Below are 25,896 nucleotides of genomic sequence, written 5' to 3'. Positions count from 1 at the left end.
GAAGGCGGCCGATGGGCGTACGGCAGTGGATCGAGGGCTGGCCGGTGTACCGGCAGTGGGCCCAGCTACTCCGCCTCCGGCGTGGCGATGCCCTGGGCGCTGGAGGCGCAGCGCCTGCTCGCCGAGGACTGGGGCGTCGCGGCCGACGTCTGGTCGGCGACATCCTGGAGCGAGTTGCGCCGGGAGGCCATGGACTGCGACGAGTGGAACCTGCCGCACCCGGACGAGCCGCGACGGGTCCCGTACGTCACCAGCGCCCTGCGCGAGCAGCCCGGGCCGGTGGTCGCGGTCAGCGACTTCATGCGTGCCGTGCCGGATCAGATCGCGCCCTGGCTGCCGAAGGACTACCTCTCCCTCGGCACCGACGGCTTCGGCAGATCCGACCTGCGAACCGCCCTGCGCAGGCACTTCCACATCGACGCCGAGTCGATCACCGTCGCCGTGCTCGCGATGCACGGCGACGGCGATGCCGGCGGTAGCACAGCCGGGGCCCGCGCGAGGCGATCCGGCGTTACCGGCTCGACGCGTGAGGCACCACCCGCCAGGGTGTCACGGTGTCCCGCGGTTCCCGCCGAGTTCGCCGATGGTGCCGTCGCGGTTCCACCGGACCGCGGTCGCCGTCCGGTCACCGTCCAGCGTGTAGCCGACGATCACGCCGCTGCCGTTGATCCCCTCGGCCACGCCCGAGGTGTCCCCCGGCCGCGTGGCGAGCTCGCGAACGGTTCCGTTTCCGTCCCAGCGCACCGGGTGCACGCGGGCGCGATCCGGGGTCGTGGTGTAGCCGACGATCACCCCGTCGTCGTTGATCGCCGAGGCCGAGCTCACCGTGTCGCCGGGGAGGGTGGCCAGCCGGGTGAGGTCACCGTTCCCGTCCCACCGCACGGCGTGGCCGTTGCCCGCCGCGTCCTCGGCCTCACCGATGACGGTACCGTCCCGGCCGATCCCGAGGGCGTAGCTGCTGCCGCCATCGGGCAGCCCGGGCAGGATGGTGGCGGCGCCATCGCTGTTCCACCGCACCGCCCGGGTCCGGTTGGTTCCGGGCTCGGAACCGCCGGTCGAGAGGTACCCGGCGATCGCACCGGAGTCGTTCACCGCCCGCGCGGTGGCCCTGACGTAGCCGGACGGGGTGTCCAGCCTGGCGAGCCGGCCCTCGCCGTCCCAGCGCACCGCGGACCCCGAGGTGAAACCGCCGATATCGCCGACGGTCACGCCGGCGTCGTTGACGGCGCGGGCCGAGCTGTAGACGGCGTCGTGGCCGCCCAGCTCGCTGATGGCGCCGTCGGCATCCCACCGCACGGCCACCTGTTGCTGGTCACCGACGTAGTCGGTACCGACGATCGTGCCGCTGCCGTTGATCCCGTTCGCGTGGGTGACGATGCTGTTCGGCAGGGTTTCGAGCTTCCCGAGGGAGCCGCCGGTATCCCATCGCGCCGCCGCGTCGCCGACACTGCCGATGATGATCCCGTCGTCGTTGACCGCGTACGCCGCACTTCGCTCGGCCGTGGCCGCGGCCGGGGCCGCGGTGGCCAGGCCCGCGGTCAACGCCAGCGTCGTGAGCACGCCAGCCAGGATTCGCATCACCGCGTCCTTTCCTCATACCTCGACGAAGAATCGATAAACTGATTCCGAAACGCCCACAATGGCAGACTTTGGCCGCGCAAACATGATCCCCAGTAGTCAATGATTTCACTATCCTTGCTCACCGGTTCGCTGTCAACACCGGGCCAATCGCGGCCCGGTTCGCGCATTCGGGAATAACCCGTTCGGCGGTAGAAATTATCCGCGGCCTTTCGAAAGTACCCCCGATCAGCTCTCGGCCAGCTTCCCCAACTCGGCGTGCAGGGCCGGACCCGCGGCCAGCAACCCGTGCCGCTCCTGCGCCGGACGCAGGTCGCTGATCACGGCCCCGGCCTCGGTGGCGATGAGCGCGCCCGCGGCCCAGTCCCAGTGCGACAGCTCGTCCTCGAGGAAGGCGTCCACCCGGCCGGCGGCCAGCGCGCACAGATCCCCCGCGCAGGTACCGGTCCGCCGGATGTCGCGCACGGCAGGCAACAACCCGGTCACCAGCCTGCCCTGCCGCTCCCGGGACCGCGGGTGGTAGGAGAAGCCGGTGCTGACCAGTGCCCGGTCGAGCGGAACCGGCTCGTTCACCCGGAGCCGCCGGTCACCGAGGTAGGCACCCCCTCCCCGCACCGCGTGGAACGTCTCCCCGAGCACCGGATCCACCACCACGCCGGCGACGGCGCCGTCCGCGTCCTCCACCGCCACGCTCACCGCCCAGCCCGCGCGCTGGTAGAGGTAGTTCACGGTGCCGTCCAGCGGGTCGATCACCCACCGGTAACCGCTCGTGCCGGGCAGCAGGGTGCCCTCCTCCGCCAGTACGGCGTCCTCGGGACGCCGCAGGCGGAGGAGGTCCACCACGGTCCGCTCGGCTGCCCGGTCGGCCTCGGTGACCGGATCGGTGGGGCTGGACTTGGTCGCGGCCTGCCGCACCCCCGCCTGCCGGGTACGCAGCAGGCTGCCCGCCGCCTCCCCGGCCAGCAGCGCGGTACGCACGAGTTCCGCCCCGATCTCGCGCACTACTTCACCGCGCCGAGGGAAAGCCCGCGCACGAGCCACTTCTGCGCGGCCCACCCGGCCAGGATCACCGGCAGGGCGGCCATGGTGGAGGCCGCCGAGAGGCGGGCCCAGAACAGGCCCTCGCTGGTGATGAAGCCGACGAGGAAGACCGGCACGGTCGGCGCCTGGGTCGCGGTCAGGCTGACCGCGAAGAAGAACTCGTTCCAGGCGAAGATAAAACAGATCAGTGCCGTCGCGGCCAGCCCGGGTGCGATCATCGGGAGGATGATCCGCCGCATCTCGGTGAGGCGCGAGGCCCCGTCCACCCGCGCGGCCTCGAGTACCTCACCGGGAATCTCGATCAGGAAGGAGCGGATCATCCACACCGCGATGGGCAGGTTCATCACGGTGTAGACCAGCGCCAGCATCGTCACGTTGTCGAGCAGGTTCAGGTTCTTCGCGATGATGTACAGCGGCAGGATGATCGCCACGACCGGCATCATCCGGGTGGAGATGAAGAAGAACAGCGAGTCCCGCCAGCGCGGGATCTTCGCAAGGGACAGCGCGTAGGCCGCCGGGGTACCCAGCACGATCACCAGCGCCGTGGAGATGAGCGTCGCGCTCAGCGAGTTGAGGAAGTACGGGCCGAAGTCCCGCCCGAGGATCGCCCGGTACTGCTCGAGGGTCGGCTCGAAGAAGAACGTGGGCGGGTCGGTGGAAGCCTGTGACTCCTGCTTGAACCCGGTGAGGAACATCCACAGCACCGGGAAGAACACGATCAGTCCCACGGCCCAGGCCAGCAACGCCAGCCACGGGCTGCCGAACCTGCGGCGACGGCGCCGGGGTTTGCCCGGTTGCTTGCCGGTCGGGGGCACGACATCCTTCCGTGCCGCGGGCCGCGGGGAAGCGGGGGCGAGATGTGACACGCTCACCCCTCCTCTCGGAACAGGCGGGAGATCACCCGCAACGCGAAGGTGGCGATCACGATGGTCGCCACGACGACGATGACACCGGCCGCGGCCGACTCACCGACGTCGAACGCGCGGAAGGTCTGCTGGTAGATGAAGTACGGCAGGTTGGTGGTCGCCTGCCCCGGCCCGCCCTGCGTGATCATGAAAATCGCGTCGAAGGTCTGCACGATGAAGATCGACCCGAGCAGGATCGCCAGCTCGATGAACTGCCGCAGGTGCGGCATGGTGATCTGCCAGAAGGTGGCCCAGCCACCCGCGCCGTCCACCCTGGCGGCCTCGAGCACCTCCGGGGACTGGCTCTGCAGGCCGGCCAGCACGATCAGCATCATGAACGGGGTCCACTGCCAGGTGAGCACCAGGATCACCGAAGCCATCGGGAACTGGCTGACCCAGTCGATGTCCTCCACGCCGAACGGCGACAGCACCCAGTTGAGCATGCCGAACACCGCGTTGAACATGGAGGTCTTCCACAGCAACGCGGCCGCCGTCGGCATCACCAGGAACGGGGTGATCAGCAGGGTGCGCACGATGCTGCGGCCGAAGAACTTCTTGTCCAGCAGAACCGCGAGCGCCGTACCGCACACGATGGAGAACAGCACCGTACCCGCGGTGAGCACGACCGTGTTGAGCACCGCGTTGCGGAAGAGCCCGTCGGTGAACACCTTCGCGTAGTTGTCCAGCCCGACGAACTCGGTCGATCCGGGTCGCAGCAGGTTCCGCGAGAACAGGCTGTAGTAGAGCGTCACCAGCAGCGGGATCTGGGTCAGCAGGATGACGATGGCCAGCGCGGGCAGCAGCGGACCGCGAAGCTTCCAGCGGGTCGCCGCGCCGGGTTTGCGGGGAGCGCGGCGGCGCCCCGGAAGGGACGCCGCCGTGGCGAGATCGGCACTCATTACTTGTACCCGCCCTCCTTGGCGGTCTCCTCCGCGTATCCCTGGGCCTTCGCCAGCGCCTCGTCCACGGACTGCTGCCCGGCGATGGCCGCGGAGATCTCCTGGGAGACCTTCGTCCCCAGGTCCTGGAACTCCGGGATCGCGACGTACTGCACCCCGGTCCACGGCTGCGGGTGCACCCCGGGCTGGTTGACGTCCACGTTCTGGATCGCGTCCAGCGTCGGTTCGGCGAACTGGCCCGCGGCCTCCTGGTACTCCGGGATCTCGTAGGTGGAGAGCCTGCTGCCCGGCGGCACCCTCGTCCAGCCGAGTTCCTCACCCACCAACCGGTGGTACTCCTTCGATGTCGCCCAGGAGACGAACTCCCACGCGGCGTCCTTGGCGTCCGAGGTCTCCGGGATCGCCAGCGACCACGCCCACAGCCAGCCGGCGTGGTCGGTCTCCATCGTCGGGGCCGGCGCGTACCCGATCTCGCCCGCCACCGTGCTGGTGCTCGAGTCCTCCAGCGAACCCGCGGCCACCGTGGCGTCGTACCACATCGCGGAGTTACCCTGCGCCATCGAGGTCAGGCACTCGGAGAACCCGGCGTTCGGCGCTCCCGGCTGCCCGTGCTCACGCACCAGGTCCACATAGAACTGGGCCGCCTCCTTGACCTGCGGGGAATCGAGTTTGGCGTCCCAGTTCTCGTCGTACCACTGGCCACCGTAGGTCAGGATGAGCGAGTTCAGCGGGGCGAGCACCTCACCCCACCCGGGCAGCCCGCGCAGGCAGATCCCGGCCCGCTGCTCGGCATCGTTGTCGAGCCGCTCGGCGAAACCGGCCACGTCCTCCCAGGTCGGCTGCTCGGGCATGGTGAGCCCGGCCTGCTCGAACAGATCCTTGCGATACATCAGGAAGGACGACTCGCCGTAGAACGGCGCGGCGTACATCTGGTCCTCGAAGGACAGCGCCTCCCGGACCGGGCCGATGATGTCCGCCGGGTCGTAGCCGCCCTGGCTCGCGTACTCGTCCAGCCCGGTCAGCCAGCCGTTCTCCGCCCAGATCGGCGTTTCGTAGGTGCCGATGGTGACGACGTCGTACTGGCCCGCCTGCGTCGCGATGTCCTGCGTGACACGGTCCCGCAACTCGTTCTCCGGCAGTGTCACGAACTCGATGTTGATATCCGGATGCTGCTCGTTGAACTTCGGCGTCAGCTTCTCGATGTCCTGCATCTGCGGGTTGGCGACCGTCGCGATGGTGACGGTCGCGCCCCCGTCCCCCGAGTCGCCGCCACCGCCGGCGCCGGCGCAGGAACTCGCCAGCAGCGCGACGGTGGCGGCGAAGGAGATCCCGAGCGCGGGACCGGGTCCCGTTCGCCGGAAACCATATGCCATGATGTCCTCCGTCTTGCTCATATGAGCACTTCCTTGTACGTGTGAGCGACGGGAAAAGTGAACTTCGGCAGACAAACTCGGTCAAGGGAGTATGCCATAACGAGATTTAGCTGCTCATATGAGCATTTACCTGCCCCGGTTCGAAGTTAATCGTCCACCGGTTTCGTGCGTCCACAGTGGAAACACGACCCCGGGGAGCCGGAGGGTGCCGGCACCTCCCGGTACCTCTCCGGTGCCGCACGTACCTCTCAGTTCACTCGGCGCCACACTCGGTACCCCCAGCGTGCTCGACACCCGACTGGGGCAATCCCCAGGAAACGGGCCCACCGGCCGGACCAGCACACGTCTTGACTTTCAAAGGTGAGACCAAGTACACAGTAGTACTTACAGATTCCTTGGGTGGTAAAGCCACATGTATGCGGAAGAGCGCCAGCAGCACATCGTGGACCACGCCCGCCGGGTGGGCCGGGTCGATGTCGCTGAACTGTCGGCGGAACTGACGGTGACCGGCGAGACGATCCGGCGGGACCTCTCCGTCCTGGAACGGCACGGGCTCCTGCGCCGGGTGCACGGTGGCGCGATTCCGGTGGAACGCCTGGGTTTCGAGCCCGCACTCGCGGCAAGGGACGAACTGCTGACCGCGGAGAAGGACCGGATCGCCAAGGCGGCGCTGGCTGAGGTGCCCGAGGAGGGCGCCATCCTGCTCGACGCGGGATCCACGACCGCGCGCCTGGCGGAGATCCTGCCCGGAGACCGGAAGCTGACGGTGCTCACCAACGCGCTGCCGACCGCCCTGTCGGTGGCCACCCGGTCCCACCTCAACGTGCTGTTCATCGGTGGCCGGATCCGCGGCCGCACGCTCGCCTGCGTGGACCCGTGGGCGCTGGACGCACTGGGGCAGAGCTATGTGGAGATCGCCTTTCTCGCCACGAACGGGATCTCGGTCGAGCGCGGGCTCACCACACCCGACCAGGCCGAGGCTGCGGTGAAACGCGCGATGATCGCCGCGGCCCGGCGGGTGGTGCTGCTGGCCGACCACACCAAGCTCAGCGCGGATCATCTGGCCCGGTTCGGCGACCTGAACGAGGTCGACACGTTCATCACCGACACCGGACTGGACGAGCGCACCGCCGCTGAGATCGAGTCCCGCGGCCCGACGGTGATCCGCACATGACCGGCGGTGAACTCGGGCTCCCCCGCGCGCGAAGCCACCGCCCGCGTGCTCCATGCGGCGGGTCGCCACCGGGGATCTAACCACCTTTCGTGACCGCCGCAGGGGCCGCACCAGGTGCACGGACGGAGTAAGAGCCGATGACCAGTACCGCCGAACTCAAGCATTTGCAGGGCCCGGGCGCGCGGGCAAGGGTGCAGCGCTTCGGCCGCTACCTGGCCGGGATGATCATGCCGAACATCGGCGCCTTCATCGCCTGGGGCCTGATCACCGCGCTGTTCATCCCGGAGGGCTGGCTGCCGAACGAGACGTTCGGCGCGCTGGTGGACCCGATGCTCGGCACGCTGCTGCCGCTGCTGATCGGCTACACCGGCGGCCGGATGGTGCACGGGCAGCGCGGTGCGGTGGTCGGCGCGGTGGCCACGATGGGTGTGGTGGTCGGCACCGAAGTGCCGATGTTCCTCGGTGCGATGCTCGTCGCACCGGTCGCCGCGCTCCTGCTGAAGAAGTTCGACGAGCTGGTCGACGGCCGGATCAAGGCCGGTTTCGAGATGCTGGTCAACAACTTCAGTGTCGGCATCCTCGGTGCGGGCATGGCGCTGCTCGGGCTCGCCGTCGTCGGGCCGCTCGTGGAGGCGTTGACCACCGCGGCCGGCGAGGGCGTGGACGCGCTGATCACGAACAACCTGCTGCCGCTGGTGTCGCTCATCGTGGAACCGGCCAAGGTGCTGTTCCTGAACAACGCGATCAATCACGGCGTGCTCGGCACGATCGGCGCGGCCGAGGTCGCCGAGGCCGGGCAGTCCATGCTGTTCATGATCGAGACCAATCCCGGCCCCGGTCTCGGCATCCTGACCGCGTTCCTCCTTTTCGGACCGCGGACGATGCGGCCGACCGTCCCCGGCGCCATGATCATTCACTTTCTCGGTGGCATCCACGAGATCTACTTCCCGTACGTGCTGATGAAACCGCGGCTGGTGCTGGCGGCCATCGCGGGTGGCATGGCCGGGGTGGCCACCGCGATGCTGACCAACTCGGGCCTGCTCGCCACGCCCGCCCCCGGCAGCCTCTTCGCCTATCTCGCGGTGACCCCGCGCGGCGGGCATCTCGGCGTGCTGCTGTGCATCGTGGTCGCCGCCGTGGTCGCGTTCGCGTTCGCCGCGGCGCTGCTCAAGTTCGGCCGTGGCCAGGACGGGCCGATCACCGCGCCGGAGGTCACCCCGGAGGCGAGCGCGGCACCGCACACCCGCAACGGCGCCGCGCCGGGGCGGCAGGCGGAACCGGACCCGGCGCCGGCCGGTCCCGTGCTGCGGGGGCGCACGGTCACCACGCTCGTCGTAGCCTGCGACGCCGGTATGGGCAGCAGCGTGATGCTCACCGGCCAGCTGCGCACACGGCTGGAACCGCACGGCGTGCGGGTGGAGGCGGTATCGGTGCACGAGATTCCCGCGGACGCTCGGCTGGTGCTCACGCACACCGACCTGGCCGACCAGGCACGGGCGAACGCGCCCCATGCCGTGGTGGTCGAGTTCCGTTCGTTCCTCAAGGATCCGGCTTTCGACCGGATCGAAGCCGCGATCAAGGAGGATAAGGAGCTCCGTGGCTGATTCGAGACCAGCTCAGGACGTGTTGTCGAAGGACGGTATCCGGCTCGGGCTGACCGCGGCCGACAAATGGGACGCGATCGCGCAGTGCGGCGCCCTGCTGAGCGATATCGGCGCGGTGGAGCCGGGCTACCCGCGGACCATGCTGGAACGCGAGGGGTCGGTGTCCACCTACGTCGGCGAGGGCGTGGCGATCCCGCACGGCACCGACGCCGCCAGGGCGCTCGTCCGGCGCACGGCGCTGGGGGTGCTCCAGTTCCCTGGCGGGGTGGACTGGGATGCCGGCACCCCGGTGCGCGTGTGCGTGGCCATCGCGGCGAAGGGCGAGGAACACATCACCGTGCTCTCCGCACTGGCGGAGGTGCTGCTCGATCCGGACCGGGCCGAGCGGCTGCGCACCACGACCAGTGTGCACACCGTGTACGAGCTGCTGTCGACGGTAGGCAGGGAGGTCGGCGCATGAAGGTGGCGCGGTTCTACGCCCCGGGGGATCTCCGGCTGGAGGAGGCCGAGCAGCGACCGCTCGGCACGGACGAGATGCGGATCAGGGTCCGGCACTGCTCGGCCTGCGGCACCGACGTGAAGATCTTCAACCACGGCCACCACCATCTGGTCCCACCGCGGGTGATCGGGCACGAGATCGCGGGCGAGGTGGTAGAGCTCGGGACGGACCTCACCGGCGGTGCCGGCTGGGCGGTGGGCGACCGGGTGCAGGTGATCGCCGCCGTGCCCTGCGGCACCTGCGCGGACTGCGCGGGTGGCCGGATGACCATCTGCCCCGGCCAGACCTCGGTGGGATATCACTACGACGGTGGTTTCGCCGAGTATCTCGTGGTTCCGGTGCAGGTGCTGGCGGTGGACGGGCTGAATCGCATCCCGCAGGGGGTCGGTTTCGCCGAGGCCTCGGTGGCGGAGCCACTGGCCTGCGTGCTCAACGGCCAGGAACTGGCCGGGGTCGGTTCCGGGGACGAGGTGGTGGTGATCGGGGCGGGCCCGGTCGGCTGCATGCATGTGCGGCTGGCCCGCGCCCGCGGCGCGGCCAGGGTGTTCCTTGTCGAGCTGAGCCGGTCCCGGCTGGACATGTCGGCCGCCGTGGTCGAGCCGGACGCGGCGATCTGCGGGTCCGAAGTGGACGTGGTGGACGAGGTGCTCACGCTGACCGGAGGGCGCGGAGCCGATGTGGTGATCACCGCCGCGGCCTCCGGCGCGGCGCAGGAGGACGCGCTGCGGATGACCGCGCGCCGCGGGCGGATCAGCCTGTTCGGCGGGCTGCCCAAGGACAAGCCGACGATCACGCTGGACGCGAACCTGGTGCACTACCGCGAGCTGAGCATCGTGGGCGCCAACGGATCCACTCCGGCGCACAACAAGAGAGCACTCGAGCTGATCGCCAGGGGCGACGTGCCCGTGCGGGACCTGATCACCCATACGCTGCCGCTGGACCGGCTGCCCGAGGCCATCCGGCTGGTGGGCGCCGGTGCGGCGATCAAGGTGACCATCGAGCCGTGAACGCGGACGGGTCCCCGGCCGGCGGGCCGGGGACCTTCCCGGCTCAGGACTGCCCGAGTTCGTGGTCGAGCAGGCTGAACATCTCCTCGTCCGAGGCCGAGTCGAAGTCGACCGCACCGTTCCCGTTCGGTTCGGGCCCCTGCTGCCCGGTCCATCCGGCCAGCAGCACCTCCAGCCTGCCCGCCACCTGCCCGCGCAGCTGGTCGTCGGCCGTCAGCTCGGCCAGCCGCGCCCGCAGCCGGTCCAGTTCCGCCAGCACGGTCCGCCCCTCGTCCGCCGCGGGGGCCAGGAGTGGCAGCAGGTGCCCGGCCAGCGCCTCCGGGGTGGGGTGGTCGAACAGCAGCGCGGCGGGCAGCCGTAGCCCGGTCGCCCTGCCGAGCCGGTTGCGCAGCTCCACCGCGGTGAGCGAGTCGAATCCCAGATCGGCGAAGCGGTGCTCCGGCTCGACCGCCTCCGCGCCCGGGTGACCGAGTACCGCGGCCGCCTCGCCCCGGACCAGCTCGAGCAGGGCCTGTTCCCGCCGCGCTCCGGGCAGGCCCTCCAGGCGCTGCCGCAGGGCCTCGGCCGGCTCCGCGCTGCCCGCCCGCGCGCCCGCGCGGCCACCTCGCGGCCGGACCAGGCCGTGCAGCAGGGGCGGGATCTCCTCGTGCGCGCGCAGTGCGGTCAGGTCCAGCCGCGCGGGCACGACCGCCGGCAGGCCGCCACGCAACGCGGCGTCGAACAGCGTTCGGCCCTCCGCCGCGGACAGGGCCGGCATGCCGGTGCGGCGCATCCGCTCGGCGTCCGCGGCGCGCAGCGTCTCCGTCATCCCCGCCTCGGGACCCCAGGGTCCCCAGGCCAGCGAGACCGCGGGGAGCCCGGCCGCCTGCCGATGCCGGGCAAGCGCGTCGAGGAAAGCGTTGGCCGCGGCGTAGTTCGCCTGCCCCGCGGCGCCGAGGGTGCCGGCCACCGAGGAGAACAACACGAACGCGGTGAGGTCGAGCCCGCTGGTCAGCTCGTGCAGGTGCCACGCCGCGTCCACCTTGGGGCGCAGCACACGGCCGACCCGCTGCGGGGTCAGGCCGTCCACGACGCCGTCGTCCAGCACCCCGGCGGCGTGCACCACGCCCCGCACCGGGTGTTCGGCAGGCACGGTCGCCAGCGCGGCGGCGAGCGCGGCGCGATCGCCCGCGTCGCAGGCCACGGCGCGGGCGATCGCGCCGTGGTCGGCCAGCTCCGCGAGCAGCCCCGCGGCGCCCGGCGCGTCCGGGCCGGCACGGCTGAGCAGCAGGAACCGGCGCACCCCGTGCTCGGTGGCGAGGTGCCTGGCGAGGACGCCGCCGAGGCCCCCGGTGCCGCCGGTGATCACGACGGTGCCCGCCGGGTCCCACGCCGGACCTTCCTGCCCCGCGGCGGGCACGCGGTGCAACCGGGCCGCGAGCAGTTCGCCGTCGCGGAGGGCGAGCTGCGGTTCGGTCGCGGTGGCCGCCACGGCCCGCGCCAGCTCCGTCTCCTCCGGCGGCGCGGAGTCGTCCAGGTCGAGCAGGCCGAACCGGCCGGGATGCTCCACCTGGGCCGAACGCACCAGACCCCAGACCGCGGCGGCGGCCAGGTCCGCCGGTGCGTCCCCTGCCGGCACCGCACCGCGGGTGAGGAACACCAGCCGCGAGCCGGTGAACCGGTCTTCGGCCAGCCACCGCTGCGCCAGGCGCAGCGCCTCGGTGACCCGCCGGTGTGCCGAGTCCGGCAGCTCGTCACCGGGTGCACGGCCGGATTCGCCGGGCATGGCGAGGACCACCACCTCGGGCACCGGGTCCAGTTCGTCCAGGTCGGCCACGGCCCGGGCCGGGAGCCCGGCGGAGCCCGCGCCGAGCACCGCCGCGGTCGCCGTCTCCTGGCCCGCCGGGTGTGCGGCGGTCCAGTCGAGCTGGAAGAGCGAGTCCCGCACCGGGTCCGCGGCCTCCGCGGCGGAGAGCTGCTCGGCGGAGACGGCACGCAGGCGCAGACCGTCCACGGTGACCACGGGCCGGTTCCGTTCGTCGGTGGCGAGGATGGCCAGGGTGTCCCCGGACCAGCGCAGGCACACGCGCAACACGGACGCCCCCTCGGTGTGCAGGGTGACGCCTTCCCAGGAAAACGGCAGCCGCAACCGTCCACTGTGCTCGCCGGTGAGCGGGATCGCGTGCAGGGCGGAGTCGAGCAGCACCGGGTGCAGCCCGAAGCGGGTCGCCTGCTCGCGCACCTCCTCGGGCAACCCGACCTCGGCGAACACCTCCTCCCCTCGCCGCCACACCGCGCGCAGCCCGCGGAACGCGGGTCCGTACCCGAGCCCCGCCGCACCGAAGTGCTCGTAGCAGCCCGCCGGGTCGACCGGTTCGGCGTCCTCGGGCGGCCACCGCACGGGGGCGCCGGGGGTGCCCGGCCGTGCCGCGACCGTCCCGGTGGCGTGCAGGGTCCACGGGGTGCCCGCGCCGTACGGTCTGGAGTGGATGGTGACGGTGCGGTGCCCTTCCCGCGTGTCCTGGTCCGGGGCGCCGACCCGGACCTGCAACGCGATCTCGCCGTCCGCGGGCAGCAACAGCGGGGCGGCGAGGGTGAGTTCGGTCAGGTTGCCGCAGCCGAGCTCGGCACCGGCACGCAGGGCGAGCTCCACGAAGGCGGTTCCGGGCAGCAGGACCCTGCCGAGCACGGCGTGATCGGCGAGCCACGGGTACGCGCCCTGGGACAGCCTGCTGGTGAACAGCGCGCCGTCGCCATCCGCGAGTTCGGCCACCGCCCCGAGCAGGGGATGCTCGGCATCGGCCAGGCCGACCGCGGTCACATCGCCGCGCCGGGGGCCACCGGCGGGCCAGTACCGCGCGTGCTGGAACGGGTAGGTCGGCAGGTCCACCAGCGCGGCGCCGGTTCCGGCGAAGAAGGACGGCCAGTCCGGCTCCGCCCCGGCGCAGTGCGCGGTGGAGAGTGTGGTCAGCAGGGCGGCCTGCTCGTCCCGGCCGGCCCGCAGCGCCGGCAGCGCGAGCCACGGCCGCGAGCCGTCCTGCTCGGCGAGAGTGTCCTCCACCATCGCGGTGAGGGCCGCGTCCGGTCCGAGCTCGAGGAAGATCCCGGCGCCCTCCGCGCGTAGCGTGCGGATCCCGGCTGCGAAGCGCACGGTGTGCCGCGCCTGGGTGGTCCAGTAGCCGGGCTCGGCCAGCTCCGCCGCGGTCACCCGCGTACCGGTCACGGTGGACACCAGCGGGATGGTGGGCTCGGCGACCTCGATCCCGCGCGCGGCCGCCGCGAACTCGTCGAGCATCGGTTCCATCAGCGGCGAGTGGAACGCGTGGCTCACCGTGAGGCGCCTGGTGTCCCGTCCCCGGCCCGCGAACCGCGCGGCGAGCGTCTCCACCGCCTCCTCGTCCCCGGACAGCACCACGGAGCCGGGTGCGTTCACCGCGGCGACCGACACCCCGGCCCCGAGCAGTGGCTGCACTTCCTCCTCGGTGGCGCGCACGGCGATCATGGCGCCACCCTCGGGCAGCGCCTCCATCAGCCGGGCCCGCGCCGCCACCAGGGTGCAGGCGTCCGGCAGTGACACGGCACCGGCGACATGCGCGGCCGCGACCTCGCCGACCGAGTGCCCGATGAGCAGATCCGGCCGCGGCCCCCAGGACTCCAGCAACCGGAACAGGGCCACCTCGAAGGTGAACAGCGCGGGCTGCGCCCAGCCGGTGCGATCCAGCAGCGCGGCCTCCGTCCCCCATACGACCTCGCGCAGCGGGCGCGGCAGCAGGCCGTCCATAACCTGGCACACCTTCTCGAAGGCCGCCGCGAACACCGGGTAGCGGGCCGCGAGCTCCCGCCCCATCTCGAGCCGTTGCGCGCCCTGGCCGGGGAACACGGCGGCGATCCGGCCGGGCACGGGCCCGCCCTCGACCAGCAGGGGGTCCGATTCGCCCGCGGCGAGCGCGCCGAGCGCGCGCAGGGCGGCGTCCCGACCGGCTTCCCCGGCCAGGATCGCGGCGCGCCTTCCGAACGCGGGGCGGGCGGTGGCCAGGGTGTACCCGATGTCGCGGGCCGTGAGCTCGCCCGCCCGCACCCGCCGCCGCAGGCGGTCGGCCTGCTCCCTGAGCGCGGGCAGGTCGCGCGCGGACAGCAGCCAGGGGACGCATCCCTCCGCGGCCGGGGTCACTCCGGCCGCGGGTTGCTGTTCGGGCTGTTCGAGGATGACGTGGGCGTTGGTGCCGCTGATCCCGAACGAGGACACCGCGCAGCGCCGCGGCCGGTCGGCGGCGGGCCAACCGGTGCGGCGGGTGAGGAGTTCCACCGCCCCGGCCGTCCAGTCCACCTGGGAGGAGGGCTCCCCCGCATGCAGCGTGGGAGGAACCTCCCCGTACCGCATCGCCTGCACCATCTTGATCACCCCAGCCACCCCCGCCGCCGCCTGCGTATGCCCGAGGTTGGACTTCACCGAACCCAACAACAACGGAACCTCACGACCCTGCCCATACGTCGCCAGCAACGCCTGCACCTCAATCGGATCACCCAACGACGTCCCCGTCCCATGACCCTCCACCACATCCACATCCGCACCAGACAACCCCGCCGACCCCAACGCCTGCCGAATCACCCGCTGCTGCGCAGGACCATTCGGCGCCGTCAACCCATTCGACGCACCATCCTGATTCACCGCAGAACCCCGCACCACCGCCAACACCCGACGCCCATTCCGCACCGCATCCGACAACCGCTCCAACACCAACACCCCCACACCCTCCGACCACGCCACCCCATCGGCGGCATCCCCGAAGGCCTTGCAACGGCCGTCCGGCGCCAACCCACCCTGACGGGAGAACTCCACGAAGGCCGCCGGGGTGGACATCACAGTCACCCCACCAGCCAACGCCAACGAACACTCCCCCAACCGCAACGCCTGCACCGCCAAATGCAACGACACCAACGACGACGAACACGCCGTATCCACCGTCACCGCGGGACCCTCAAGACCCAACGCGTAAGCCACCCGACCCGACGCCACACTGGCGGCGCTGCCGTTACCCCGGTAGCCCTCGAACTCCGGCCCGTCCAGCAGGGTCGCGTAGTCGCCGTACATCAGGCCGGCGAACACGCCGGTGCGGCTGCCGCGGGCCGCGGCAGGGTCCACTCCGGACGCTTCCAGCGCCTCCCAGGCGGCTTCCAGCAGCAGCCGCTGCTGTGCGTCGGTGGCCAGTGCCTCCCGGGGGCTCATGCCGAAGAAGCCGGCGTCGAACCCGGCCGCGTCGGTCAGGAAGCCGCCCCTGCGGGTGTGCGAGCTGCCGGGACGGTCCGGGTCCGGGTGTCGCAGCGTCTCCAGGTCCCAGCCGCGGTCGTCCGGGAACTCCGCGGTGGCGTCGGTCCCGTCCCGCACCAGCCGCCACAGCTCCTCCGGGGAGCCGACCCCGCCGGGATAGCGGCAGCTCATCCCGACGATCACGATGGGGTCCTCGGCCGGTGCCGGCACGGCCGGTGCCCGCTCGGGCGCGGTGTCGCCGAGCAGCTCCGCCAGCAGGTGCCCGGTCAGCGCCGCGGCCGAGGGGTAGTCGAACACGGCCGTGGCCGGCAGCCGCAACCCGGTCGCGGCCGCCAGCTGGTTGCGCAGTTCCACCCCGGTCAGCGAGTCGAACCCGAGGTCGGAGAACGCCCGGTCCGGATCGACCGACTCCGGGCTGTCGTGGCCGAGCACGGCCGCGATGCGGGCGCGCACCAGCTCGCCCAGCCGCTCGGCGCGTTCCCGCGCGTCCAGGCCGAGCAGTTCGCCGGTGAGCTGCCCTGCCGCCGCGGGGGCCTGGTGTGCCGCGCGGCGCGCGGCGGCCGGAAGCAGCCCGCGCAGTACCGGCGGCACCGCGCCACCCGCGCGGATCGCGGGCAGGTCGAGCCGCACCGGCAGCAGCACCGGCTCGTCGAGAACGGTCGCCAGGTCGAACAGCTCGAGCCCCCGTTCGGTGGGCAGCGGCGGCAGGCCACGGCGGGTCATCCGGTCCCGCTCGGCCGGCGCGAGCCCGGCGGCCATCCCCGCCTCGGCCCACCCTCCCCAGGCGAGCGACTGGGCGGGCAGGCCGCCCGCACGCCGGTGCCGGGCGAGCGCGTCCAGGAAGGCGTTGCCCGCGGCGTAGTTTCCCTGCCCCGCGGCCCCGAGGATCCCGGCCGCGGAGGAGAACAGCACGAAGGCGTCCAGGTCGAGGTGGCGGGTGACCTCGTGCAGGTTCCACGCCGCGTCCACCTTCGGCCGCAGGGCGGTGGCCAGCCGTCCCGGGGTCAGCGACTCCAGCACCCCGTCGTCCAGCACGCCCGCGGCATGCACCACCGCGGTCAGCGGGTGCTCCGCGGGAACCCCGGCGATCAGCTCCGCCACGGCCGTCGCGTCGGCCGCGTCGCAGGCCGCCACCCGTACCTGGGTGCCCCGTGCGGCGAGTTCGGTGACCAGGTCCGCGACCCCCTCCGCCGCGGTACCCCGGCGCCCGGCCAGCAGCAGGTGCCGGAATCCCCGCTCGGCCAGGTGTCGCGCCACGACCGCGCCGAGCCCGCCGGTGCCGCCGGTGACCAGCACCGTGCCGCCGGTGTCCCATGTGGACGGCCGGGATGGCTCGGGCGACCCGGTGACCCTGGCGAGCCGGGCGGCCAGCACCCGCCCGCCCCGGACGATGAGCTGCGGCTCGGCCGGATCGAGGATCTCCGGCGGCGGCGCACCGCCCTCCGGGTCAAGGTCGACCAGCCCGAAGCAGCCGGGCCGCTCGGCCTGCGCCGTCCGCACCAGGCCCCATACGGCGGCCGCCGCGGGATCCTGCCCGCTCAGCGCGCCCCGGGTGAGGAAGACCAGCCGGGCACCCTCGGTCAGGGACAGCCGGTCCTGGATCAGCGCCAGCGCCCGCGCGGTGCACTCGTGCGCCGAGCCGATCGTGTCCCGGCCACCCGCACCGGCCACGGGCACCAGCACCACCTGCCGTTCCGCCGCGAGGTCGGGCGGCACCGTCCGGTCGAACCGCGCGGCGAGGCCGAGCTCGTCCGGCTCGAGCACACTCACCGAATGGTCCATTATGGACAGTTGTACCGGTGCCCATTCGAGACCGAACAGCGAGTCCGTTGCCGGGCCGGTCACCTGGTCGGCGCGCACGGCCCGGACCCGCAGGGCGGATACCGAGGCGACCGGTTCGCCCGCCGGGTCGGCCGCGCTGAGGGAGAGGGCACCGGCGCCGGACGGGGCCAGCCGCACCCGCAGTCCGCTCGCGCCGGAGGCGTGCAGCCGCACGTCCTCCCAGGAGAAGGGCAGGCCGGTGGGTCCGGCCTCGCCGGTCATGGCGGCGTGCAGGGCGGCGTCGAGCAGGGCCGGGTGCAGGCCGAACGCGCCGGGCTCCCCGGCCGGGAGCGCGACCTCGGCGAACACCTCGGTGCCCCGCCGCCACACCGCGCGCAGGCCCTGCAACGCGGGGCCGTAGTCGAAGCCCCACTCGGCGAACCCGGCATAGCAGCCGGAGATCGGGACGGGCTCGGCTCCCGGGGGCGGCCATGCGGTGGCGTCGAAGGGTGGGGGGCCACCGGCGTCCCCGGCCGGATCGCCCGCGGCGAGCAGCCCGGTGGCGTGCCGCGTCCACGGCAGGTCCTCGGCGCCCTCCGGGCGGGAGTACACCGCGAGGCCGCGCTGCCCCCACTCGCCGGGCTCGCCCACCACGACCTGGAGCCGCAGGGCGTCCCGAGCGGGCAGCACCATCGGTTCGGCCAGTGCCAGCTCGGCCACCCGGTCGCAGCCGACCTCGTCGCCCGCGCGCACGGCGAGTTCGACGAACCCGGCCCCGGGGAACAGCGCCGAGCCGAACACGGTGTGGTCGGCGAGCCAGGGGTGGGTGGCCAGCGAGACCCGGCCGGTGAGCACCAGTTCCCCACCGCGGTCGGCCAGGCGCATCGCCCCGCCCAGCAGGGGATGCCGCGTGGGGGTGAGACCGGCGGCCGCCGGGTCTCCCGCGTCCGGCACGGGGTGCGGCCAGTAGCGCGTGCGGTCGAAGGCGTAGGTGGGCAGGTCCACCCGGCGGGCCCCGGTGCCGTCGAAACAGGCGGCCCAGTCCACCGGGGCGCCGCCCTGCTGGGCCTCGGCGAGCGAGCGCAGCAGCCGGGCGCGCCCGCCGTCACCGCGCCGTAGGGTGGGTACCGTGCCGGCCTCCGCGCCGGTCGCGTCGATGGTCTCGGCGATCCCCGCGGTCAGTACCGGGTGCGGGCCGACCTCGACGAACAGGGGCCGGCCGTGGCCGAGCAGCGCGCGGACGGCGTCGTCGAACCGGACGGTCTCGCGCATGTTGGCGTACCAGTACTCCGCGTCCATCCCCGCGGGGTCCAGCCAGTCGCCGGTGACCGTGGACAGCAGCGGCACCGCACCCGTCGCCGGCCGGATGCCGGCCAGCCCGGTGCGCATCCGCTCGCGCACCCGCTCGAACCGCGCCGAGTGCGCAGGGAAGTCACCGGTGACCGGCTTGGCCGGGATGTCCTCGGCCGCACAGGCCGCGGCGAACTCCTCGAGCGCGGTGTAGTCACCGGACACCACCACGGACCGCGGGCCGTTCACCGCGGCCAGGGACAGCCGTGGCTCCCAGCGCCGCAGCCGGTCCAGCGCCGCCTCCTCGGCCAGCGGCACCGACAGCATGCCGCCGTGCCCCTGCAGGTCCTCGGCGATGGCCCGGCTGCGGAGCGCGACCACCGCGGCACCGTCCTCGAGGGACAGTGCACCGGCCACGCAGGCGGCGGCGATCTCGCCCTGCGAGTGCCCGAGCACGGCGGCGGGTCGCACCCCATGTGCCCGCCAGACCTCCGCCAGTGACACCGCCATCGCCCACAGCGCGGGCTGCGCCACATCGAGCCGGTCGAGCGGGGGCGCGGTCTCCGCGCCGCGCAGCACCTCGGCCAGTGACCAGTCCACCCAGGGTTCGAGCGCCTCGGCACAGCGGGCCACCGACTCGGCGAACACGGGGGAGGTCTCCAGCAGTTCCGCGCCCATACCGGGCCAGTAGGAGCCCTGGCCGGGGAAGGCGAACACCACGCCCCGGCCGGCTTCGGCGGCCTCACCCACGAGCGCGGCCGCCGTGGGGCGCCCCTCGGCCACCGCCCGCAGCCCGGCGAGGAGTTCCGCGCGGTCGGAGCCCACCACGATCGCGCGATGTTCCAGCGCGGCTCGGGTGGTGGCCAGGGAAAGACCCAGGTCGGCCGGCTCGTGCTCGCCCGCGACCTCGGCCAGTGCCCCCGCCTGCCTGCGCAGCGCCGTCGCGGTGCGGCCGGAGACGAGCCAGGGCACGGCACCGGACCAGGATCGCGGGCGCCGCTCCGGTTCGGGTTCCGGCGGCGCCTGCTCCACGATCACGTGCGCGTTCGTGCCGCTCACGCCGAAGGAGGAGACCCCGGCGCGGCGCGGCCGGTCCCGCTCGGGCCAGGCCCGCTCCTCGGTGAGCAGGTCCACGGCCCCGGCGGACCAGTCCACATGGGACGACGGCGCGTCCACGTGCAGGGTGCGGGGCAGCGTCCCGTGCCGCATCGCCTGCACCATCTTGATCACCCCGGCCACCCCGGCCGCGGCCTGGGTGTGCCCGAGGTTGGACTTGATCGAACCCAGCAGCAGCGGGGTCTCGCGGTCCTGCCCGTAGGTGGCCAGCAACGCCTGCGCCTCGATCGGATCCCCGAGGGTGGTCCCGGTTCCGTGCCCCTCCACCGCATCGACATCTGATGTGGACAGTCCGGCGGACGCGAGCGCGGTGTGGATCACGCGCTGCTGCGCTGGCCCGTTCGGCGCGGTCAGCCCGTTGGAGGCACCGTCGGAGTTCACCGCGCTGCCGCGGAGCACGGCCAGCACCGGGTGCCCGTTGCGCCGCGCGTCGGACAGCCGCTCCAGCACCAGCATCCCGACGCCCTCGGACCACGCCACCCCGTCCGCGGTGTCCGCATAGGACTTGCTCCGCCCGTCGGGGGCCATCCCGCGCTGGCGGGAGAACTCGACGAACACGCCGGGTGTGGACATCACGGTCACGCCACCGGCCAGCGCGAGCGTGCACTCCCCCGAACGCAGCGCCTGGCCCGCCAGGTGCAGCGCCACCAGCGAGGAGGAGCAGGCGGTGTCCACGGTGAGCGTGGGTCCCTGCAGCCCGAAGGCGTAGGCCACCCGGCCGGAGGCCACGCTGGGGGCGCTGCCGTTGCCGCGCAGGCCCTCGTACTCCGCGGCGGGCAGCAGGTTGACGTAGTCGTTGTACATCACGCCGGTGAACAGGCCCGAAGGGCTGCCCGCCAGCGAGGTCGGATCGATCCCGGCCCGCTCCAGCGCCTCCCAGGATGCCTCCAGCAGCAGCCGCTGCTGGGCGTCGGTGGCCAGTGCCTCCCGCGGGCTCATCCGGAACACCTCGGCGTCGAACTCCCCCGCGTCGTGCAGGAAGCCGCCGTGCCGGGTGTAGGAGGTGCCCGGGTGCGCCGGATCCGGGTGGTAGAGCCGATCCAGGTCCCAGCCCCGGTTGTCCGGGAACGCGGTGATCGCGTCCGTGCCCGCGCTGACCAGCCGCCACAGGTCCTCCGGGCCGCGCACCCCACCGGGATAGCGGCAGGCCATCCCGACGATGGCGATCGGTTCCCCGGACTCCCGCGCCGGCCGCGGGACGGCGGTGACCCGACCGGCGCCGGTCAGCTCGGCCAGCAGCCAGTGGGCCAGCGCGGAGGCCGTGGGGTGGTCGAAGACGAGGGTGGCGGGCAGCCGCAGCCCGGTCTCGGTGCCCAGCCGGTTACGCAGCTCGACCGCGGTCAGCGAGTCGATCCCCAGTTCCTGGAAGTTCCGCCCCGGGTCGACCGCCGCCGCACCCGGATACCCGAGCACGGCGGCGACCGCGCCGCGGGTCAGTTCGAGCACCACCCCGGCACGTTCCGCTTCCGGCAGGCCGCCGAGCCTGCTCGCCAGGTCCTCCCCCGCCCCGGTGGGGCCGCTCGCCGCCTGCCGGGCCGGGACACGGATCAGGTCGCGCAGCAGGTGCGGCACCGTGCCGCGGGCGCGCATGGCCGGCAGGTCGAACCGGACCGGCAACAGGGCGGGCCCGCCGTCGGCCAGCGCCGCGTCGAACAGCGCCAACCCCTGCTCGACCGTGAGCGGTGGCAGCCCGGAGCGGGCGGCCCTGGTCCGGTCGGGCTCCGCCCGGCCCGCGGTCATCCCGGTCTCGGCCGCCCAGGCACCCCAGGCCAGGCTGGTCCCTGGCAGCCCCTGCGCGCGGCGCCGCCGCGCGAGGCCGTCGAGGAAGGCGTTCGCGGCCGCGTAGTTGCCCTGCCCCGCGCCGCCAAAGGTGCCGGCGACCGAGGAGAACAGCACGAAGGCGTCGAGGGCGAGGCCGCGGGTGGCCTCGTGCAGGTGCCAGGCGGCGTCCGCCTTGGCCCGCAGGGTGGTGGCCAGCCGTTGCGGGGTCAGCGATTCGACGACGCCGTCGTCCAGCACCCCGGCGGCATGCACCACCGCGGTCAGCGGATGCTCGGGGGAAACACCCGCGATGAGCTCCGTCACCGCCGCCGGATCGGCCACGTCACAGGCCGCCACCCGGGCCAGGGCGCCCAGCTCGGCGAGTTCGGTGACCAGCTCCGCCACCCCCTCCGCCGCGGCGCCGCGGCGGCCGGCCAGCAGCAGGTGCCGGACGCCGTGTTCGGCGGCGAGATGGCGGGCCAGTTCGCGGCCGAGTCCGCCGGTGCCGCCGGTGATCAGCACCGTGCCCCGAGTGTCCCATGTGGACTGTTCGGCGGTGCCGGTCGCCCGGTGCAGCCGGGCGGCCAGCACCTGGCCCGCCCGGATCAGCAGCTGGGGTTCCGCGCAGGCAAGTGCCCCGGCCAGTTCCGGGCCCGGCTGGTCCTCGAGGTCGACGAGCGTGAACCGGTCCGGGTGCTCGACCTGAGCGGTCCGCAGCAGCCCCCAGGCCGCGGCGGCGCCGAGGTCGGTGCCCGCCGTCGCGCCCCGGGTGACGACGGTGAGCCGGGACTCCCGCGGCGGGTCCGCAGCCAGCCACCGCTGCACCAGGTCCAGGGCGGCCGTGGCCGATTCGTGGGCCGCGGCGGGGTCCCCTGTGCCCTGGGCGGCGAGGCCCACCAGCACCGGACCGTCCGCGGCTGCCGGTTCGGCCGCGGTGTCCACCCGGACGTCCGCGTCGCGCAGGGCATCGGCGAGACCGAGCGGGTCCGGCCCGGCCACGGTGACCGGGCCTTCCGGTGCGGGCCCTGGCCGGGCCAGGGTCCATTCGAGGGCGAACAGGGCGTCGCGGAGGTCCGCCCCTGGCGATCGCGGTTCGGGCAGGGCGCGCAGCACCAGCCCGTCGATGGTGACGACCGGGGCGCCGTCGGGGTCGGCGGCCAGCACCGAGAGGGTTTCCGGGCCGGTGCGGGTGACCCGTACCCGCAGCCGGGTGGCACCGCAGGCGTGCAGGGACACCCCGCGCCAGGAGAACGGCAGGCCGCCCACGGCGCCCCGATCGGCCGCCGCGGGCGCCTGCACGGCCGCGTCCAGCAGTGCGGGGTGCAGGCCGAACGCGGTCGCGCCGGTCGCGGTGCCCTCGGCGTCCCCGGGCAGGCCGACCTCGGCGAACACTTCCTCACCCCGCCGCCATACCGCGTGGACGCCCTGGAACGCGGGCCCGTAGCCGAACCCGTGCCCGGCGAGCGACGCGTAGAACCCGGACAGGTCGACGGGCTCGGCGCCCTCCGGTGGCCAGTGCGTGAGCCCGGTGCCCGCGGGCACGCCCGGCGCGGCGGCGGCCAGTACGCCGGTGGCGTGCCGAGTCCACCGCGCGTCCGGCTCGCCCTCGGGCCGGGAGTGCACGGCGATCTCCCTGCGGTCGCCCGGCTCGCCCGCGCCCACCGACACCTGCACCTGGACCGCGGTGTGCTCCGGCAGCACGAGGGGTGCGGCGAGGGTCAGTTCCTCGACCCACTCGCAGCCGACCTCGTCACCCGCCCGGATCGCGAGCTCGAGGAAGGCGGTCGCGGGCAGCAGGATCCGGTCGCCGATGGCGTGGTCGGCCAGCCAGGGGTGGGTTGCGGTGGACAGGCGACCGGTGAGCAGCACGCCGGTGGAGTCGGCGATGGTGACCCGCGCCCCGAGCAGCGGGTGCTCCGGGGTGTCCAGGCCGAGGCCGGTGGCGCCGGCCGTCACCGGACCTCCGGGCAGCCAGAAACGCTCGTGCTGGAAGGGATAGGTGGGCAGGTCGACCAGGGTGGCCCCGGTGCCGGTGAAGAACGCGGGCCAGTCCACGGCCACCCCGGTGACGTGCAGCGCGGCGAGCGCGCGCAGCAGCGCCTCCTCCTCGGGCAGGTCCCTGCGCAGCACCGGCACCGCCACGGTCTCGCCCGCGGATCCCCGCTGGGCCGCCGCGCACAGCGATCCGTCCGGCCCCAGCTCCACGATCGCGTGCACCCCGGCCGCGGCGAGCGAGCCGACCGCGTCGGCGAACCGCACCGGCTCGCGCGCCTGGCGCACCCAGTACTCCGGGGTGCCCCAGTCGTCCCCGGCCGGGCCGCCGGTCACCGTGGACAGCACGGGAATGCCCGGCCGCCCGGCGTCCAGTCCCGCGAGGGCCCGCCCGAACTCCGCCAGCATCGGTTCCATCAGGGGTGAGTGGAAGGCATGGCTCACGGTCAGCCGGGTGGTCCGGTGGCCCCGGCCGGCCAGCACGGCCGCGACCTCCGCCACGGCCTCGTGGTCCCCGGACAGCACCACCCCGTCCGCGGCGTTCACCGCGGCCAGGGATGCCCGGCCGGCATGCTCCGCCAGCAGGGGGGTCACCTCGTGCTCGGCGGCCCCGACCGCCACCATCGCCCCGCCTGCCGGCAGCTCCTGCATCAGCCGGGCCCGCTCCCGCACCACCGTGCAGGCGTCCGCGAGGGACAGCACGCCCGCCACGTGCGCGGCGGCGATCTCCCCCACCGAGTGCCCGATCAGGTAGTCCGGCCGCAGGCCCCAGGACTCCGCGAGCCGGAACAGCGCCACCTCCAGTGCGAACAGCGCGGGCTGGGCCCACCCGGTCCGGTGCGGCGCGGCGTCCGGGTCGGACAGCTCCGCCCGCACCGGCTCACCCAGCTCCGCCAGCACCGCGTCGAAAGCCTCGGCGAACGCGGGGAAGCGCGCATACAGTTCCCGGCCCATCCCCGGCCGCTGGCTGCCCTGGCCGGAGAACACGAACGCGACCCTGCCCTCGCCCGCCACGCCGCGCGCGATCTCCACCGGTTCGCCGTCCCCGGCCAGCAGCACGGCCCGGTGCTCGAAGGTGGAGCGCGCGGTGGCCAGCGAGAACCCGAGGTCCACCTGGCGCTCCCTGGCGGCGGTACGCAGCAGGGCGTCCCGCTGGGCGCGCAGCGCCGCCGCCGAACGGCCGGACACGACCCACGGCACCAGCTCCGGGGCGGTGCCGGGTTCGGCGGGTCGTGCGGCGGGTGCCTGCTCGAGGACCACGTGCGCGTTGGTGCCGCTGATCCCGAAGGAGGACACCGCGGCCCGGCGCGGGTGCCCGGACTCCGGCCACTCCACCGGCTCGGTCAGCAGGGACACCGGGCCCGCGGTCCAGTCCACATGGGAGGACGGCGTGTCCACGTGCAGGGTGCGCGGCAGCGTCCCGTGCCGCATCGCCTGCACCATCTTGATCACCCCGGCCACGCCCGCCGCGGCCTGAGTATGGCCGAGGTTCGACTTCACCGAGCCCAACCACAGTGGACGGTCGCGGTCCCGGCCGTAGGTGGCCAGCAGCGCCTCGGCCTCGATCGGGTCGCCCAGTTCGGTGCCGGTTCCGTGCCCGTCCACGGCGTCCACCTGGGCCGGGGCCAGCCCGGCACCGTCCAGCGCGGCCCGAATCACCCGCCGCTGGGCGGAACCACTGGGTGCGGTGAGACCGCTGCTGGCGCCGTCGGAGTTCACCGCCGAACCCCGCACCGTGGCGAGGATCCGGTGCCCGTTGCGTTCGGCGTCGGACAGCCGTTCCAGCAGCAGCACGCCGACGCCCTCGCCCCAGCCGACCCCGTCGGCGGCGGCGGAGAACGCCTTGCAGCGCCCGTCGGCCGACATGGCACGTTGCCGGGCGAACTCGACCAGCACCCCGGGGCCCGGCATCACGGTCACCCCGCCCGCCAGCGCGAGGGAGCACTCCCCCGAACGCAGCGCCTGCGCGGCCAGGTGCAGCGCGACCAGCGAGGAGGAGCAGGCGGTGTCCACGGTCACCGCGGGTCCGCGCAGACCGAGCAGGTAGGCGACCCGGCCGGAGATCACGCTCGCCGTGGTGCCGGTGGCCAGGTGCCCCTCCACCCCCTCGGGCAGGGCGGCCCCGCTGCCGTAGTTGAGCTGGATGGCGCCGACGAAGGTGCCGGTGCCGGAGCCCCGCAGGGTCCGCGGGTCGATCCCGGCGCGTTCGGTCGCTTCCCAGCACACCTCGAGGATCAGCCGTTGCTGCGGGTCCATCGCCAGCGCCTCGCGGGGCGAGACGCCGAAGAACCCGGCGTCGAACCCGGCGGCCCCTTCCAGGAAGGCACCTTCCCGGACGTAGGTGGTGCCGGGATGGTCCGGATCGGGGTGGTAGAGCGAGTCCAGCTCCCAGCCGCGGTCGGCGGGCAGGTCGCCGACCACGTCCCTGCCCTCGGCCAGCGCCCGCCACAGGTCCTCGGGGGAGCCGATCCCACCCGCGTAACGGCAGGCCATGCCGACGATGGCGATCGGCTCCTGCTCCCTCGCCTCGACCTCCCGCAGCCGCTGGCGGGCCTGGCGGAGGTCCGAGGTGACCAGCTTCAGGTAGTCGCGAAGCTTGTTCTCGGTACTCGTCATACGTCGGTCCCTCGCTCTGCCGGTCCTTCTGG

9 protein-coding genes and 2 pseudogenes are annotated in these 25,896 nt (G+C 73.4%); 5 read left to right on the top strand and 6 right to left on the bottom strand.

Annotated elements, in window-relative coordinates:
* Positions 1-51: 51 nt before the first annotated feature.
* Positions 52-453, top strand: a pseudogene (locus FB471_RS34715) (transketolase-like TK C-terminal-containing protein); the annotation flags it as partial.
* A gap of 96 nt (positions 454-549) precedes the next feature.
* On the opposite strand, the gene FB471_RS00135 reads toward FB471_RS34715, so the two are convergent.
* The 5 genes from FB471_RS00135 to FB471_RS00115 all read right to left on the bottom strand — a co-directional run bounded on the left by FB471_RS00135 (position 550) and on the right by FB471_RS00115 (position 5,817).
* Positions 550-1,578 carry a hypothetical protein gene (locus FB471_RS00135; RefSeq protein ID WP_141995345.1) on the bottom strand — a complete coding sequence of 343 codons (1,029 nt, stop codon included), beginning with the start codon at positions 1,576-1,578 and terminating at the stop codon, positions 550-552.
* A gap of 228 nt (positions 1,579-1,806) precedes the next feature.
* On the bottom strand, positions 1,807-2,580 hold the full coding sequence (locus FB471_RS00130) for an inositol monophosphatase family protein (RefSeq protein ID WP_141995344.1): 774 nt from the start codon (positions 2,578-2,580) through the stop codon (positions 1,807-1,809).
* The gene (locus FB471_RS00125; protein WP_246076647.1) at positions 2,580-3,368 is read right to left on the bottom strand and encodes a carbohydrate ABC transporter permease; all 789 of its coding nucleotides are present in this window, start codon (positions 3,366-3,368) and stop codon (positions 2,580-2,582) included. Before FB471_RS00125 ends, FB471_RS00130 begins: the two co-directional genes overlap by 1 nt.
* Before the next feature lie 119 nt (positions 3,369-3,487).
* Positions 3,488-4,423, bottom strand: a complete 936-nt coding sequence (locus FB471_RS00120) for a carbohydrate ABC transporter permease (protein ID WP_141995343.1) — start codon at positions 4,421-4,423, stop codon at positions 3,488-3,490.
* Positions 4,423-5,817: an ABC transporter substrate-binding protein gene (locus tag FB471_RS00115; RefSeq protein WP_246076172.1), complete on the bottom strand. Its 1,395-nt coding sequence runs from the start codon at positions 5,815-5,817 to the stop codon at positions 4,423-4,425. The genes FB471_RS00120 and FB471_RS00115 overlap by 1 nt, the downstream gene beginning before the upstream one ends.
* 391 nt (positions 5,818-6,208) lie before the next feature.
* On the opposite strand from FB471_RS00115, the gene FB471_RS00110 reads away from it, so the two are divergent.
* The 4 genes from FB471_RS00110 to FB471_RS00095 all read left to right on the top strand — a co-directional run bounded on the left by FB471_RS00110 (position 6,209) and on the right by FB471_RS00095 (position 10,080).
* Positions 6,209-6,970 (top strand): DeoR/GlpR family DNA-binding transcription regulator, encoded by a 762-nt coding sequence (locus FB471_RS00110; protein WP_141995342.1) that lies wholly within the window; start codon positions 6,209-6,211, stop codon positions 6,968-6,970.
* A gap of 137 nt (positions 6,971-7,107) precedes the next feature.
* The gene (locus tag FB471_RS00105; RefSeq protein ID WP_141995341.1) at positions 7,108-8,574 is read left to right on the top strand and encodes a PTS mannitol transporter subunit IIBC; all 1,467 of its coding nucleotides are present in this window, start codon (positions 7,108-7,110) and stop codon (positions 8,572-8,574) included.
* A complete protein-coding gene (locus tag FB471_RS00100; RefSeq protein ID WP_246076171.1) occupies positions 8,567-9,034 on the top strand; it encodes a PTS mannitol transporter subunit IIA in 468 nt (155 codons plus the stop codon). Before FB471_RS00105 ends, FB471_RS00100 begins: the two co-directional genes overlap by 8 nt.
* Positions 9,031-10,080 (top strand): zinc-dependent dehydrogenase, encoded by a 1,050-nt coding sequence (locus tag FB471_RS00095; RefSeq protein WP_141995339.1) that lies wholly within the window; start codon positions 9,031-9,033, stop codon positions 10,078-10,080. Before FB471_RS00100 ends, FB471_RS00095 begins: the two co-directional genes overlap by 4 nt.
* Positions 10,081-10,123: 43 nt before the next feature.
* On the opposite strand, the pseudogene FB471_RS00090 reads toward FB471_RS00095, so the two are convergent.
* Positions 10,124-25,852 (bottom strand): annotated as a pseudogene (locus FB471_RS00090) (SDR family NAD(P)-dependent oxidoreductase); the annotation flags it as partial.
* Positions 25,853-25,896: the final 44 nt, after the last annotated feature.

The sequence above is a fragment of the Amycolatopsis cihanbeyliensis genome, from assembly GCF_006715045.1.
Lineage (GTDB): Bacteria > Actinomycetota > Actinomycetes > Mycobacteriales > Pseudonocardiaceae > Amycolatopsis > Amycolatopsis cihanbeyliensis.
The sequence above is the reverse complement of the archived record's forward strand: the minus strand, read 5'-3'. Positions and strand labels throughout refer to the sequence as shown.